At 63.3% G+C, this 15,915-nt stretch carries 9 protein-coding genes; 1 reads left to right on the forward strand and 8 read right to left on the reverse strand.

Annotated features, from left to right (window positions below):
- Positions 1-59: 59 nt before the first annotated feature.
- On the reverse strand, positions 60-1,598 hold the full coding sequence (locus NKK52_RS14500) for a trimethylamine methyltransferase family protein (protein ID WP_023682202.1): 1,539 nt from the start codon (positions 1,596-1,598) through the stop codon (positions 60-62).
- 217 nt (positions 1,599-1,815) lie between these two features.
- Between NKK52_RS14500 and NKK52_RS14505 the strand changes: the two genes are divergently transcribed.
- Complete coding sequence (locus tag NKK52_RS14505; protein ID WP_023682203.1) at positions 1,816-2,406, forward strand: transglycosylase SLT domain-containing protein; 591 nt, start codon at positions 1,816-1,818, stop codon at positions 2,404-2,406.
- Between the two features lie 56 nt (positions 2,407-2,462).
- On the opposite strand, the gene NKK52_RS14510 is transcribed toward NKK52_RS14505, so the two are convergent.
- The 7 genes from NKK52_RS14510 to NKK52_RS14540 all read right to left on the reverse strand — a co-directional run bounded on the left by NKK52_RS14510 (position 2,463) and on the right by NKK52_RS14540 (position 15,913).
- Positions 2,463-2,900 (reverse strand): TA system VapC family ribonuclease toxin, encoded by a 438-nt coding sequence (locus NKK52_RS14510; RefSeq protein ID WP_023682204.1) that lies wholly within the window; start codon positions 2,898-2,900, stop codon positions 2,463-2,465.
- The gene (locus NKK52_RS14515) at positions 2,897-3,124 is read right to left on the reverse strand and encodes a hypothetical protein (protein ID WP_023668191.1); all 228 of its coding nucleotides are present in this window, start codon (positions 3,122-3,124) and stop codon (positions 2,897-2,899) included. Before NKK52_RS14515 ends, NKK52_RS14510 begins: the two co-directional genes overlap by 4 nt.
- A gap of 142 nt (positions 3,125-3,266) precedes the next feature.
- Complete coding sequence (locus NKK52_RS14520; protein WP_023668190.1) at positions 3,267-5,483, reverse strand: dipeptide ABC transporter ATP-binding protein; 2,217 nt, start codon at positions 5,481-5,483, stop codon at positions 3,267-3,269.
- A 48-nt stretch (positions 5,484-5,531) separates the two neighbouring features.
- Entirely contained in the window at positions 5,532-6,689 is a 1,158-nt protein-coding gene (locus NKK52_RS14525) for an ABC transporter permease (RefSeq protein ID WP_023682205.1), read from the reverse strand.
- 13 nt (positions 6,690-6,702) lie between these two features.
- A complete protein-coding gene (locus NKK52_RS14530; RefSeq protein WP_023668188.1) occupies positions 6,703-7,737 on the reverse strand; it encodes an ABC transporter permease in 1,035 nt (344 codons plus the stop codon).
- A 223-nt stretch (positions 7,738-7,960) separates the two neighbouring features.
- Positions 7,961-9,613, reverse strand: coding sequence for an ABC transporter substrate-binding protein (locus tag NKK52_RS14535; protein WP_023668187.1), 1,653 nt, complete (start codon positions 9,611-9,613; stop codon positions 7,961-7,963).
- Between the two features lie 252 nt (positions 9,614-9,865).
- Positions 9,866-15,913, reverse strand: coding sequence for a translocation/assembly module TamB domain-containing protein (locus NKK52_RS14540; RefSeq protein WP_023682206.1), 6,048 nt, complete (start codon positions 15,911-15,913; stop codon positions 9,866-9,868).
- Positions 15,914-15,915 lie beyond the last annotated feature (2 nt).

The raw sequence follows: 15,915 nt of genomic DNA on the forward strand, positions 1-15,915 counted from the left end.
ATGAGTTGAGGAGATAAGGTGAATCAGAAAGGCAGCGCCGCGCGCCGACGCTGAAAAAGTCACGGCTCGCCCTGCCCGATCGCTTCCTTGCGCCTGGCCACATACGCCTCCAGCGCCTCGCGCACGGCGATATCCATCACCGGCTCGACATAGTCTTCCAGCGCCTTCTTCCACAGCCGGGTCGCGCGCGCCGTCGTGTCGAGGCCGCCGGCCTCCTGCCATGCCTCGTAATTCTGCCAGTTGGACAGTATCGGCTGGTAGAAGGCGGTGGCATAGCGTTCCAGCGTGTGCGGTTCGCCGAAGAAATGGCCGCCGGTCGGCACCGCGCCCAGCGCCTCGACAGCAAGCTCCGCCTCGTCGACGACGATCGGGCGCAGGAATTCCATCATGTGCTGGATCATCTCGACATCGATGATGAGCTTTTCGAACGATGCCGTCAGCCCGCCCTCCTGCCAGCCGGCGGCATGATAGACGAGGTTGCCGTGGCCGAGCACAGCGCCCCACAGCGCCATCAGCGTCTCGTAGGCGCCTTGCGCGTCCGCCGCATTCGATGCCGACCCCGGTGTCGTGCGGTAGGGCAGATTGTAGCGCCGCGCCAATTGCCCCGAGGCGATGTTGGCCTTGGTGTTCTCCGGCGTTCCGAAGGCCGGCGCGCCCGACTTCATGTCGACGTTGGAGGTGAAGGCGCCGTACATCACTGGCGCGCCGGGGCGCACCAGTTGCGTCAGCACCACGCCGAACAGCGCCTCGGCATTCTGCTGCGCCAGGGCGCCGGCGAGCGTCACCGGGCTCATCGCGCCCATCAGCGTGAACGGCGTCACCGCCACCGACTGGCCGAACTCAGCCATGGTCATCAGCCCTTCGGCCATCATCTCGTCGAAACGCCGCGGCGAGTTGACCGAGATGATGGTGGCAATGCCGGGATCATCGCGCATCTCGTCCAGCGTCAGCCCGCGCGCGATTGCCATCATCTCGATGCCGTCCAGCGCCCGGCCTCGTCCGATCGCCGAGACATGGAACGATTTGTCGGTCAGCGTCAGATTGGTGAAATAGGTATCCATGTGCCTGGTGTTGGCCGGCAGTTCCACCGGCGCGCAGACCTGGTTGCCGAGCATGTGGATGCAGTTGAAATGCTGCGCCAGCCGGGTCAGATCGGCATAGTCGTGCAAGTTTCCGGCGCGCCGGCCGCGCTCCATGTCGTGCACATTGGGCGGCCCGGCGACGAGGGTGAAATTGATCGTGTTGCCGCCGAGATGAATGGTGTTGGCGCGATTGCGCGGCGTCAGCCGATAGCTGGACTGCGTGGTCTTCAGCGCCTCGGCGACAAGGCCCCGGTCGATGCGGACGTTCGCCGTTACATGGTCGACCTTTGCGCCCGCCTTCTCGAACAGCGCCAGCGCCCGCTGAGACATCACCTCGATGCCGAAATTTTCCAGAATATGCATCGACGCCTGGTGGATCGTTTCGACCTGGTCGACTGAGAGCATCGCCATCGGCGGATAGGGATTGGTCACCCGCCGCAGTGGAAGTTGCGGGATGGCGGCAGGCCCCCGGTTGCTGGTTCGCTCCGCGCCGCGCTTTCGTCTTGGTTCATTCATGCCTGGCATCAGAGCGCCGGCATCCGGATATCGCTGTCAGAAATCCGCCCTTCGCGGGCGTGATTTTAGCCAAGGCGGCATTTTTGAATTCGTATGGAGACAGAGGCGACGCAAAAGGTCGGAATAATGATACAGGTCCCACTCAGCGGAGCCGGGCCGGCAAGCCGTTAAGAAACGCCGCAAGATTCCCTTTATGATTTCAGCCTATCCGTCTTCCATGCGTAGTTCGAATTTGAGTAAAATTGTAGCGGTTGGCGTGCTGCTGGCTTTGCCGGCCTGCGCGACGCCGCCCAACCATATCAACAATGTCTGCGCCGTCTTCGACCAGAACGACGGCTGGTTCGACAACTGGCAGTCGGCCGCCGAGCGCGCCTCGCAGAAATACGGCGTCCCCGTCCCCGTGCTGATGGCGACGGTGCGCAAGGAATCCGGTTTCAAGAGCAATGCCAGGCCGCCGCGTACCAAACTGCTCGGCTTCATTCCGTGGAAACATGTCTCGTCGGCCACCGGTTTCTCGCAGGCGCTCGACGGCACCTGGTCGCAATATCAGAGCGAAACCGGCAGCTGGGCGGCGCGGCGGACCAAGTTTGCCGATGCCGTCGATTTCGTCGGCTGGTATCATTCCAAGACATCAGACACGTTCGGCGTCGCCCGCAACGACACCTACAATCTCTATCTCGCCTACTATCTCGGCTGGACCGCCTACGGCCGCGGCAACCGTGGCGATGCCGGCGTGCAGGGCTATGCCAGGGCGACCGAAAAGATGGCCCGCGACTATGCCGAACAGCTGCAGCAATGCGGCAGCTGACGTTGCCAAGCGGTCTTGCAGCCACGCAGTTTGCGATCGAAGCAGAACTCAGCCATTCATTCGCTTGGGATCAGGTGGAGGATCGACCTCCCTCCCTTTACCGCTGCCGTCGACAGCTTTCGGTCAAACGTCGCCAATTGGCCGTCACGCGCCTTGGCGAGTCCCAACAAATAGCTATCCGTTACCTGTGCCGGGGTGAGGATCCTGGCTGCATCGATGTCGTTGGAACCGACAAGGCTGATCTCGTCAGGCCAGAACTGATGTCCTGAAAGGGCATGCAGCTTGCCGACAATCTGCGCCACCACGGCGGGCGAACCCGGAGAATTGGGGTATTTCGGGTTGCTTACAATCCTGATGACGCCATTCTCGGTAATGGGACATGTTGCCCATGATAAATGCCCGGTGGATTGAAACCACCGATGGGCATCTTCATGCGCGACGTGAGCCGGATCGATCAACGCAATCAAGACATTGACGTCGAGCAGGAAGGTCACGGCAATTCGTCGCGAAGCGCATTGACCATTTCGAGATCGACCATCGGGCCGTCGGGCCGCGATGCAAGCAAGGGGATGCCGTTGCGTTCACCGCCGGTCGGTGGCCTGCGCAGTGAGCGGCGAGCCAGATCGGAAATGACATCGCCAACGCTGCGATCCTGCTGTCGCGCCATGGCCTTGGCCGCAAGTAGGACATCGTCATCGATTGCAAGTGTGGTTCTCACAATATGCTCCCTATCGCGCATCAAACATCACGCATCACATAAAGCAATGGACAGCAATATTCAAGCGAACGTAGCCTGTCGTTCCTTGAGCTATGGCGACGCTGCGGCAATGCGCCAACGAGCGGCATTGCCTCTTGGCTGGTCAGCTCGGCTTCTTGCCATGCGGGCGCTTCGGCGGTTCGCCGGCGAAACCGGGGCCGATCCCATCCGGTGCGTCTTCCGGCACGCCCTCATGCGCTGCGTGTTCCCTGTCGAACTTGATCACCGGCTCCATCGTCGCCAGCACATCGTCCGACAGCCAGCACAGGCTCATATGGCCATCGCCGAGATGCTTCACCGGCGGCACCTTGGTCTCGCACAGATTGTCCGGCACCAGCCTCTTGTAGCCGCAGCGCGTCTGGAACGGGCAGCCGCTCGGCGGGTTCATCGCCGACGGGATATCGCCTTCGAGCACGATGTGCCGTTTGACCACGCTGGTGTCGGCGATCGGGATCGCCGACAGAAGCGCCTCGGTGTAGGGGTGGTAGGGCGGCGCGAAGATCTGGTCGGTCGTACCCTGCTCGACGATGTAGCCGAGATACATGACGACGACCCGGTCGGCGATGTAGCGCACGACGGACAGATCGTGACTGATGAACAGCATCGTCGTCTTGTTCTTGCGCTGGATGTCCATCAGGAGCTCGGTCACCGCCGCCTGCACCGAGACGTCGAGTGCCGACACCGGCTCGTCGGCCACCACCACCTTGGCATCGCCGGCAAAGGCGCGCGCCACGCCGATGCGCTGCTTCTGGCCGCCTGAGAGCTGACGCGGCTTGCGCGTCTCGAAGGCCCGCGGCAGCTTCACCAGGTCGAGCAGCTCCAGCATGCGCTTGCGCCGCTCGGCGACATTGTTGCCGACTTTGAATTTTTCCAGCGTGCGGATGATCTGCGAGCCGACGGAGTGGCTGGGATTGAGCGTATCGAACGGGTTCTGGAACACCATCTGGATCGACGACACCGTTTCGACGCTGCGCTTCTCGATGCCGGTCGACTGGATCTCCTTGTTGCCCAGCGTCACTGTGCCGGCACTTGCCGTCTCCAGCCCCAGCAGGACCTTGGCCAGTGTCGACTTTCCACAGCCGGACTCGCCGACGATGGCGACGGTCTCGGATTCGCGCGCCATGAACGAGATCGTCTCATTGGCCTTGACGACGCGGCCTTCGCTGGAGCCGAACACTTCGCTGCCGCCGACCTTGTAGTATTTTCTCAAATCCTCGATCTTGAGCACCGGGGCGCCGGGCACGACCTTCTCATTGACCTTCTTGGCGCCGGGAGGCAGCGCTTCCCAGTCGATCTCGTTGAAGCGCACGCAGCGCGAGAAATGCCCTTCGTGACCGGCGACCTCGATCATCGGGATTTCGGCGGCGTTGCAGACGCCCTCGACGAAATGGTGGCAGCGCGGCCCGAAATTGCAGCCCTTGGGCCGCTCATGCGGCAGCGGCAACTGGCCGGGGATAGAGATCAGCGGCCGCGAATTCTTGTCGGCGCCCGGCAGCGGAATCGAGCGGAACAGCCCTTGCGTATAGGGGTGACGCATCCGGTCGAACACGTCCTTGATCTTGCCGGTCTCGACCGCTTCGCCCGAATACATCACCGTGATGCGGTCGCAGGTCTCGAGGATGAGGCCCAGATTGTGCGACACGAAGATCATCGACGTGCCGAACTTCTCGCCCAGCCCCTTGACCAGTTCGACGATGCCGGCCTCCACCGTCACGTCGAGCGCCGTCGTCGGTTCATCGAGCAGAAGCAGCGCCGGCTTCGACAGCAGCGCCATGGCAATGACGATGCGCTGCTGCTGGCCGCCGGACAGCTGGTGCGGATAGGAACGCATCATGCGTTCGGGATCGGGCAATCTCACCGAGCGCACCATTTCGAGCGCCCTTTTGTAAGCCTCTTCCTTCGACACCTTGTCGTGGATCAGCGGCACTTCCATCAATTGCTGGCCGACCTTCATCGCCGGATTGAGGCTCGCCATCGGCTCCTGGTAGATCATGGCGATCTTGTTGCCGCGGATGGAGCGCAACTCCTCGTCGGACAGCTCGCCCATGTCCTTGCCCTGGAACTTGATCTTGCCGCCGACGATCTTTCCGATGTTGGAGAGGTCGCGCATGATGCCGAGCGACACGGTCGACTTGCCGCAGCCGGACTCGCCGACGATGCCCATGGCTTCGCCCGGCATCACCGTGCAGGAAAAGTCCATGACGGCAGGGATCTCGCCCTTGCGGGTGAAGAAGGAGATCGACAGGTTCTCGATCTCGATGATCGGCGCAGCGCTTGGCCCAAGGGTCGGGTTGCCGGGATTTCGAACTGCCTCATTCATGGGTCGCTCCAATCCTATTTTTATGCTCGCGGGGCCGAAACCCGCAGATCAGTCTTTCATCGATTGTTCGCGCAGCGAGTCGGCAAGCAGGTTCAAGCCCAGCACGAACGACATCAGCGCGATTGTCGGCGGCAGCGCCGGGTGGATGAACGAGCGCAGCAGGCGGCTGGCGTCCTTGATCGCGGTGCCCCAATCCGGGCTCTCCGGCGCCAGGCCCAGCCCGAAATAGCCGAGCGTGCCGAGCAGGATCGTGGTGTAGCCGATGCGCAGGCAGGCATCGACGATCAGCGGTCCGCGCGCATTGGGCAGGATCTCCCACAGCATGATGTACCAGGGCGATTCACCGCGCGTCTGCGCCGCCGCCACATAGTCGCGCGTCTTGATGTCCATCACCAGGCCGCGCACGATGCGGAACACGCCGGGGCTGGAGGCGAACACCACCGCCACGAAGATGTTGAGCTGGTTGGGATCGATGTGGATGATCTTGAACGGATCGGCGTCGAACACCAGGCCGGCATAGACCCAGCCGCCGATGACCAGCGTCAGCCCGAGCAATATATAGAGGCGGTCCGGCCGGTTCTTGTAGCGGGTCCAGAACAGCACCGAAAAGAAGATGATCGGGAACAGGAAGAACAGCCCGGCCATGGCGTAGGGGATCGGCGTATCCATGATGCCCGGCGTCACCAGCAGGTAAAACAGCAGGATCACCGGGAAGGCCAGCACCAGATTGGCCAGGAAGGACAGCACAGTGTCGATCCGGCCGCCATAGTAGCCGGCGGGCAGACCGAGCGTAATGCCGACCATCAGCGCGAAACCGGTCGCAGCCGGTGCGATGATCAGCACGATCTGGCTGCCATAGACCATGCGCGAAAAGACATCGCGGGCGAGCTTGTCGCCGCCGAAATAGTAGATGAGTTTCGATACCGGCTCGAGCGCGCCCGGCAGCGCATCCTTCATGATCGGGACCTGGGCGAGCGGATCGAAGGGCGCGACGGTCGACGCGAAGATTGCAGTGAACAGCCAGAACAGGCAGATGCCGACACCGACAATGCCGACGCCGCTATCGAACAGCTGGCCGTAGAGGCCTAGCCTTTTCTTGTAGGCGAAGCTCGCTCCCATCACCAGGGCAAGCCCTAACCAGACCGGCCAGAAACGCCCAATCACGCCGAGCACGACATTGAAGGCACCGATATATTCGACCTGCATCTGCCCCAGCCCCCTATTGAACTCTGATACGCGGATTGAGGAACGCGTAGCCGACATCCGAGATGAGCTGCGTGATCAGCACGATGAACACCGAGACCAGTGAACAGCCAAGCAGCAGATCGATGTCGTTGTTGCCGGCGGCTTCGACCAGCGTGTAGCCAAAGCCCTGGTAGCGGAACATCACCTCGACGATGACGACGCCGGTAAGCAGCCAGGGAAATTGCAGCATGATGACGGTGAACGGCGCGATCAGCGCATTACGCAGCGCGTGCTTGACGACGACGCTGCCGAAGGAAAGCCCCTTCAGCCGGGCGGTGCGGATATATTGCTGCGTCATCACCTCGACCATCGAGGCGCGCGTCATGCGGGCGATGTAGCCGATGCCGTAGATCGCCAGCGTCATCACCGGCAGGGTGAAATTGTAGAAGGTGATGCCCTGGCTTGCCGAGGCGGCCGAACCGTTCAGCCAGCCGAGCCAGGAGGCGAAGATGACGGTGAAGATGACGCCGGACACATATTCGGGCGTCGCCGTCGACGCGATCGAGGCGACGGACAGCGTTCGGTCCGTTCGCGAGCCCTCGCGCATGCCGGCCAGGATGCCGATCAGCAGCGAAATCGGTACCATCACCAACAGCACGCAGAGCATCAGAATGCCGGTGGCGGCGAGTGCGGGGAAGAGCTTTGACGCAACGGAGGTTTTGAACTTCGTCGAGCAGCCGAAATCACCTTCCAGGATGCCGGAGAATTTCGGCTCCAGCGGATCGTTGCAGAAGGAGAAACGCTGCGTCGGCTTGCCGGTCGCCGGATCGGTCACCGGTTGCTTCGGGACGACGCCCAGCCATTGCCCGTAGCGCACGAAGAAGTTCTGCCGGTAGCCATGGTTGACCAGCCAGCTTTCGAGCTGTTCGGCCGATGTGTGCATTTCGGTCTGGCTGATCGCCAGCTTCTTCAAATTCGGCTCGAGGTTGATCAGGAAGAAGACGATCATCGTCAGGCACAGCATCGTCAATGCCATGGTGCCGAGACGCCGGATTACGAAAGAAAGCATGGCGGTCCCCTGCCGGTCTGGTTGGGGTTGGAGCCAGTTCGAAAAACCAGCTTTGCCGTTGCCGGCAGAGTTGGCCGTCAAATCGGCACTCGGATGCAATCAACCCAGTTTTATTGAACGGTCTTTCAGGAGAGTCCGCAACTTTTTGCTGCGGCGGCTTCCGGTTCTGGACCAAGCGAGGCGTGACGGGAAGGAGCGAAGCGCCCCTTCCCTGACGTTCCGATCACGCCTGGTCGAGCCAGACCTTGCCGTAGTCGCGCTCGAAGGTCGGATGCATCTTGTAATTCTGCACCGCCTTGACCGAGTGGCTGTAGAGCTTGCGCCAGTATGGCTGGATCATGATGCCGGAATCCTGCAGGATCTGCTCGATGTCCTTCATCATCTCCTTGCGCTTGGCCGCATCGGCAACGGCCAATGCTGCATTGAGCTTGGCATCCCATTCGGGGTTGGAATAGGCCGACTCGTTCCACGCCTCGCCGGTGCGGTAGCCGATCGCCAGAACCTGAACGCCGAGCGGGCGCATGTTCCAGTTGGTCATCGACAGCGGATACTTGGTCCAGTCGTTCCAGAACGTCGAGCCCGGCAGCACCGTGCGCTTTACCTTGAGGCCGGCGTCGCGCATCTGCGCGGCGATGGCGTCGCCGGTATTCTTGTGCCAGTCTTCGTCGACCGTGATCAGCTCATGCTCGAAGTCGGCCTGGCCGGCTTCCGCCATCAGCGCCTTGGCCTTGGCCGGATCGCGAGCGACTTTGGGCAGCTCGTAATATTCCGGGTGGATTTGGCAGACATGGTGGTTTTCAGCCACCGTGCCGGCATTTCCGTAGCCAAGCTGCAGGACGACATTGTTGTCGACCGCGAGTTGCAGCGCGTTGCGTACCTTCTGGTCGCCGTAAGGCTTGTTGTTGATGTTGGTGCGGCACACGATGGTCGACGCGGTGACGATTTCGGACTTGACCAGGTCCAGTCCGTCGAGGATTGACACATAGTCGGCCGAGGTCTCGAAATTGGTATGGACTTCGCCGGCCTCGAAGGCACTGACCATGGCTGCCGGATCGGTGCCGTAGTCGACGAATTCGATGCCGTCGAGGAACACCTCGCCGTCCCACCACTTGTTGTCCTCGCGGCGCTTGTAGACCACCTTCTGGCCGACATCGTAGGAGACGAGCTCGAACGGGCCGGTACCGATCGGGCAGGCTTTGAAGTCGCCGCCCTTCTCGTCGAAGCTCTTGTGCACGATGAGGCCGGGATAGTCGCACATGTTCGGAATGAGCGCGATGTCAGCCTTGCCGAGCTTCAGCTTGACGGTGTGGTCGTCAACCTTGGTCACGGCGCTTTCGTCGAGCTTGTCGTCCTTGACCAGCGTGCCGAGACGGCCAGGCATGGAATTGCCCTCGGCCTTCTTGTCGGCCCAGCGCTTGAGATTGAAGATGACGTCATCGGCGGTGAAGGCATCGCCATTCGACCAGGTCACACCCTTGCGCACATGCAACGTGTACTCGGTGGCGTCGTCGTTGACCTCCCAGCTCTCCAGAAGGTACGGGCGGAACGTGTATTCGCTGGTGTACTTGACCAGCGGCTCAAGCGCCTGACGCTCGGCATTGGCGATTTCCGACCAGTCGGCCTTGCGCGGATCCTTGGGATCCTTGACCCATTGCGCGACTTTAAGGATGCCGCCCTTCTTGCCCTGCACCTCTTCGGCCCTGGCTTGGGTCGGCACGGCTACGCCGAGCATGCCGTAGGCCATCGCAGTCGACGCGCCGAACACGCTCGCCATGGCGAGGAACTCGCGGCGATCGACTTTGCCTGCCTTGGCTTCTTCGGCCATGGCCAGGATGTGATCGGGAACGCGATCGCCATTACTCTTGTAATTTGTCATACCTTAACTCCCATTGTTGGCTTTCCGCCTTTTAACATTCCGCATCCCTGCCGTGATGTCAAAGACGGCATGGCTACGGAACCTGTTAGGGAATGTGCAACTTTGAAAAGGGAGCGGTTCGCGTGATAACGACAGACTTGGCGCAAAAGTGCTAGCGCGCCCAGATTCCGCCGGAATCTGCTTAGGCGAGTAATTGATACATTTGGGCGGGTTGACACAGCGCCAGTTCCGGTGGCGGTAAGGGCCAGGAACTCAATATTCCTTTTCGTAGAATATGCCGCCCTTGGCCTCGCCGCCATCATTGGCCTCGCCGCGCAGCTTGACGCCGCGTCCGACATTGAGGTCGATCGTCGCCTTGCCCGACCCTGGCCTGTCGCCTTTCTGGATCGTCACATAGGTGCGGTCATTGAGGTACTTGCCCGCCGACACGGCGGTGCCGCCCTGGTCATCGGTGGTCACATCCAGGTCGTCGACGCCGATTGCACTGCGCAGGTTTTCGAGCAGCGAGGTCGAGCCGCCGACGCCGGCCAGTTGGCCGGCGGCCTCGGCCAGCTGCGCGATCTGCAGCGGCGACAGGTTCGACATAGAGCGGCCGAAAATCAGCTGCGCCAGCACCTCGTCCTCGGGCAGCGCCGGCACCGATGAGAAGTCGAATTTCGGATTGGTCGCTTCGCCCGAGACGACGATGGTGACGGTGGCGCTGGTCGTGGTCGATGTCGCGGTCAAGTTGAGGTAGGGCACCAGCGAGCCCGAAAAGCCGACCGTGCCTTCGGTAAAGGTCAGCCGCTTGCCGAGGATCGACAGCCGCCCACGCTGCAAGGTGAAGGTGCCGACCGCCTGCGGCGAAGCCGCCGGGCCGGTCAGCCTCAGCGAACCGCCGAACTCGGCATCGACGCCCCTGCCCTGGATGAAGATCTGGTTCGGCGCATTGACCGTGACGTCGAGGACAAGCCCACTGCCGCCACCACCGCTGGCCGCCGCCGGTCGCAAGGCCTTGTCCTGCGCCCGCACGGAGGCGGGCGCGTTCTTGTGCTTGACACCGAGCGCTGCCAGCGAGCCCGGCAGCTTATCGGGAACGGTGATGACGGTCTTGGCCAGATTGACGGTGCCCGAAATCACCGGCGCCGAGGTGAGCGGCCCCTTGATGGTCAGGTCGCCGCCGAGATTGGCTGTCACCACCCTGCCGTCGGTATAGCGGCCGTCAACCAGCTTGATAGACAAATCGGCTGGGAAACCTTGCGCCGGATTGATGCCGAGGGTGCCGGAGGCCGACAGGCTGCCGCGTGTCGACAGCGTGCCGGTCAGCCGGTTGATCCGGGCAACGCCGTTGCCGATCGAAATGTCGGCGGCAATGTCGTTGACGGCAAGGCCGGAGCGCGCGTCGACCAGGCGGGCGCCCGACGTGCTGACCGTGCCGCCGATCACCGGCGACGCCGCCGGGCCGCGCATCTGGATATTGACGTTGGCGGTGCCGCTGAGCGACAGGCCTTGCGCCGCAAGCTTGGCGGCCAGGAAGGAAAATGGCACCTTGCCGTTGAAGTCGAGCACCAGCGCTGGTGTGCCGGCCGTCGTCACCGTACCGCCGCCCTTGAGGCCAAGCCCGGCGCCGTCGCTGATGTCGGCGTTGAAGGTGAGCTTCTTGCCGGCAAATGTTCCCGACGAAGAGATATTCATGCCGCCAAGACCGGCGCTGCGCGTCTGCGAGGTCTGCACCCCGCCGGCATCGATATCGAAGGCGACAGCCGGATTGCCCAACGCGCCCGTCACCTTCACAGTCCCTGAAATCGAACCGGCGGCCTGGAGGCCCGGCGAAAAACTGTTGGCCAGCGAAGCCGGCACCTTCGACAGCGCGGCACTGATGTCGAGTGCCTGCCCGACCTTGCCGGTCACCGTCGCCGTGCCGCCACCGAGATTGAGCACCAGCTTGTCCAGCGTCGTTGTGCCGTTGGCGATGCTGACGGTCGAGGCCTGGGCGATGGCCGCCTTGATGCCCTGCACCGTGGCCTGGCCGGAAGCGAGTTCGATGGTGGTGGTGCCGCCAGCCACCTTTATCCTGCCCGCAGCCTTCGCCGGAATGCCCTTGACGGTGGCGCCGCCGGAAAACCCGGTCCAGTCGCCGTCGCGCTTCAAATCGACATCGATGCCGCTGATGGCGGTGCCGCCGGAAATGACGCTGTCGGCGCGAATTTTGCCCGAGATGACCGGCGCGGCGAGATAGTTGGCGACCAGCGCATCGATCGACACCGTCTTCGCCTGCAGGTCGCCGCGCGTAATCGAAGCGGTCGCAGCCTTGACGGCGACGTTCGGGCCATCCGCGGTCTTTGAGAAGGCGATGGTGCCGCGCACGTCGCCTTCGGCCTTTTCCAGCGCCAGCGCCGCCAGGGGCCCGATATCCGGCAGGTCGAGCGCGATGGTGCCGACCGGCACGAAAGCCTCGTCGAGCGCAAGGTCGCCGGAAATCTTGTTCTTGCCGAGCGACAGCAGCAGGCCGTTGATGGCGCTCTTGCCGTCCGCCGTCGCCAGCACCGCGCTGCCTTGCAGCGCCTGCCCAGCAACATTGCCGGTCAGTTGCACATTGGCCGCCGGATTGGCGGCATCGGCCTTGCCGGTGGCGGTCAGCTTCAACCCGGTGATTTCGCGTTCCGCCACGAGAAGCCGGTCGCTGCTGACCGTCAGCGACAGATCCGGGGCCAGGCTGGGCCCCTGCGCGTTGAGTGCAAAGCTGATCGCGCCTTTGGCATCTTTCGACAACAGCGAGATGTCGGCCAGTGCACCCTTGATATTTGCGCTAAGCTTGTTGTCGGCGAGGCTGGCCTGACCGTCCGCGGTCAGTGCGCCCGACGCCAGCGTGACCGGATTGGCGCTGACATTGCCATTGGCATCCCGCTTCAGCGTGGCGCTGAGCTGCGTGCGCTCTGCCAGCACGCTGCGCGCCGCCGCCGGCAACGCCGCCGACAGCACGTCGGCGTTGAGGTTGAGGTCGATTGCTCCATCGGCAAAGCCGACACGGCCATTGAAGGCGCTGCCCAGCGCATCGCCCTGCACCGAGCCGCTGTCGATGGTGATCGCATCGGCCGCCAGGCTGCCCGCGACCTTGGCGGTGACTTTGCCGGCGATCAGCGGTGCGATGGTCGGATTGTCCAGACCGATCTTGTCCGCCGTCACCGTGCCCGAGATCGGACCGGTGCGGCTTCTCAGATCAAATGCATCGGAATGCAGCGCAAGCGCAATGCCCTCGACCTTGGCGTCATCCGTCGCCACCGAAGGCAGTACCGCCGAGATGTCGAGCTTGGCTTGCGCAGCCTGCCCGGCCGCCTTCACCGACAGCGCCTGCAATTCGAGCTTGATCGGGCTTTCCGCGCTGCCCAGCGTCAACGGCAGGCTCGGACCGGACGATGTCAGATCGAGCGCGAAATCGCTGGCGCCGTTCGGGTTGACGGTGCCGGCGGCCTTGCCGGAGATTTTTTGGCCCGACAGCGTCGCCTGATCCAGCACGACGCCGCCGGCCGTCGAATAGCTGCCGGCCGCATCGACATCGAGCGGTCCGAGCCCGGCCTGACGGGTCTGGCTGGTCTCGGCGCCGGCCAGTTTTGCATTAAAGCGAATGTCGGGATTTGCTGACGGCCCGGTGATTTGCGCCGTGCCGTCGAGCGTGCCCGCGGCATCGAGGCCGGGCGAAAAGCCATTGGCAAGCGCAGCCGGCAGCGCCGAGAAGGTCGCCGCCAGATCGAGCGTCTGGCCCACCGTGCCCGACAGCGTCACCGAGCCGCCGCCGAGATCGACTACCAGCCTTTGAATGTTGGTTATGCCATCGGCAATGGTCAGGCTCGACGGCTCGGCGATCGCCACCTTGATGCCGCGCACCGTCGCCTCGCCGGACGCGATCTCGACGCTGGTCGCGCCGCCAGCAATCTTCGCCCGCCCGGCAGCTGTCGCCGGAATGCCTGATATGGTTGCTCCGCCGGTGAAATTCGTCCAGTCGCCGTCACGCTTGAGGTCGACGCCGATGCCACTGACGACGGTCGTTCCCGAGGTCACGCTCTCGGCCTTGATCGTGCCGGAGATCGCAGGGCTGTTGAGATAGTTGGCGATCAGTGCGCTGACGGTGACTGCCTTGGCTGCCACATCACCGCGCGCGATCGACACGCTGGCTGCATTGATGGTGACAGTGGGAGCCTCGCCGTCTTTGGCGAACACCACGGTGCCGCCGATATCGCCGGCCGCCGTCTGCCCGGCCAGCGACGCCAGCGGCGCGATATCGGGCGCGGAGATCGTCAGCGTCCCCAGCGGCAGGAATTTCTCATCGAGCGTGAGGTCGCCCGACACCTTGTTGTCGCCCAGCGCTACGCTGAGCCCCTTGATGGAGCGCTTGCCATCGCTCGTCACCAGCGCCGCCTTGATGGCGAGCGGCTGTTCGTCGACCGCGCCGGTCAGCGAGATATCTGCGGCCGGGCTCACAATGTCGGCCTTGCCCGATGCGGTCAGCTTGATGTCCTTGACCGTGCGGCCGGAGGCCGTCAGGCTGGCACTGTCGGCCGAAACCGAGAAATCCGGTGCGTTGCGCGCGCCGCTTGCCGTCAGCGCGAAATCGACCCCGCCGGCGACCGGCATGCCGACCAGCGAAGACAGCACCGAGACGTCGCCGAGCTTGCCCTTGATGTCGGCCTGGATATCGCTGCCTTGCGCGCTGGCGGTGCCGCTGGCGCTCAGCGAACCGGAAGTGAGTTCGATCGAGTTGGCGGCGAAAGAGCCCTGCGGATCGCGCGTCGCGGTCGCCGAGAATTTGACCCGTTCGCCAAGCAGTGAACTGATCTGCGGCGGCAGCGCCGTCGACACCGCATCGGCATTCATCTTGAGCGTCATGGCGAGGTCGGCCAGCGCCACCTTGGCCGTCAGCCCGGCATTGAGCGCATCGCTGCGCAGCGTACCCTCATCGAGCGAGATCTCATCCTTGCTGATCGAGCCGGAAAGAGAGGCCGTCAGCTTGCCGGTGACCAGCGGGGCCAGCGTCGCGACGTCGGTCTTCAGCCCGGCCGCCGCCAGCGACACGCTGACCGGGCCGCTGCGGTTCTCGATGTCGAAACCGTCGGAATGGATCCGCGCATCGAGATTGTTCACCTGAGAACCGCCCGCAACCACCGAGACGAGCGAAGCGCTGGCGTCAATCATCGGCGCCTTGCCGTCACCGAAGGCGCGCGCGGTCACATTGTTGATGGCCACCATGATCGGCTGCGCCTGGGTACCGGCATTGACCGTGACCGGCTTGGCTTTGACCACGAGTTCGACCGAAAGGTCGCTGGCGCCGTTGGGGTCGACCATGCCGGCAGCGGTACCATGAACTGCGTCGCTCTCGATCGCAGCGCGCTCGATGTCGACGCCGCCGGCCGCGGTCGCGGTGCCGGCTAGGTCGAAGCTGGTCTTGCCGGCAAACAGCGACTTGAACCGTTCCGGCAGGAAGCCTTCGAACGAACCGTCGCCCTTGGCCTCGATCCGGTTGCCCTTGTCGGTGAGCTGGTGCCGGCCGGTGAGCTGGGTAACGATCTGACCGTCGACCATGAAGGTGCCGATGCCGCTCCAGTTGGCCAGCGGCCCGGTGCCCGAGACGACGATGTTGACCGGCGGCGCGCCGGGTAGCTTGAGCAGGTTGGCGATGATGCCGCCGGCCGGCTCGGAAGCCTTGAGATCGAGGTCGAGCTTGTTTTCATCCGGCGCGAAGTGGATGTTGGCGTCGACATTGCATTGCTTGCCGTCATGGCGGGTAACGTTGAGCACCGTCTGGATCGCCAGTGGCGACGCATCGACCTTGGCCGATCCCTTGGCCGCAAGTTCGGCAATGCCGCTGCCGGCAAGTTGCTGGCCGAGCGCGATCTCCGGCAAATCGATCGCTCTGATATCAAGCGAAACCGGCAGGCCGCCCGACCCGCTCTTGCTCGGCTCGGTGCTCGCCACAGGCAGCCGTGCCAATTCTATCCGTTCGGCCGCTATGCGGTCGGCGCTGAAATTCTTCGACAGCAGCGCCAGCGGCGACCAGTCGATGGCCACCTTGCGGGCCACCAGCCAGGCGCCCTCGCGGTCTTCCAGCACGACATGGTCGACCGTCAGCGCGCCGGACCAGATACCGTTAATGCCGCTGACCGTGACTTTGCTGTCCCTTGACGAGGCCATGTCAGAGATGATGCCGGCGAGATTTTCGCGGCCGCGCTCGGTCTTGGTCAGCACGACCAGCGCGCCGATGCCCGCCGCCGCCACGATCAGCAGCGTGTAGAAAAACAGGCGAAGGATGCGTTTCAAAATCTTCATCG

Origin of the sequence: Mesorhizobium sp. C277A (genome assembly GCF_040324395.1) — a bacterium.
In the GTDB taxonomy this organism is placed as follows: Bacteria; Pseudomonadota; Alphaproteobacteria; order Rhizobiales; family Rhizobiaceae; genus Mesorhizobium.

What these genes read in the sequence shown, in the direction of transcription:
- NKK52_RS14530 (WP_023668188.1), bottom strand. Translation starts at nt 7,737, where the DNA reads ATGCTTTCTTTCGTAATCCGGCGTCTCGGCACCATGGCATTGACGATG.
- NKK52_RS14505 (WP_023682203.1), top strand. Translation starts at nt 1,816, where the DNA reads ATGCGTAGTTCGAATTTGAGTAAAATTGTAGCGGTTGGCGTGCTGCTG.
- NKK52_RS14535 (WP_023668187.1), bottom strand. Translation starts at nt 9,613, where the DNA reads ATGACAAATTACAAGAGTAATGGCGATCGCGTTCCCGATCACATCCTG.
- NKK52_RS14540 (WP_023682206.1), bottom strand. Translation starts at nt 15,913, where the DNA reads ATGAAGATTTTGAAACGCATCCTTCGCCTGTTTTTCTACACGCTGCTG.
- NKK52_RS14500 (WP_023682202.1), bottom strand. Translation starts at nt 1,598, where the DNA reads ATGAATGAACCAAGACGAAAGCGCGGCGCGGAGCGAACCAGCAACCGG.
- NKK52_RS14520 (WP_023668190.1), bottom strand. Translation starts at nt 5,483, where the DNA reads ATGAATGAGGCAGTTCGAAATCCCGGCAACCCGACCCTTGGGCCAAGC.
- NKK52_RS14525 (WP_023682205.1), bottom strand. Translation starts at nt 6,689, where the DNA reads ATGCAGGTCGAATATATCGGTGCCTTCAATGTCGTGCTCGGCGTGATT.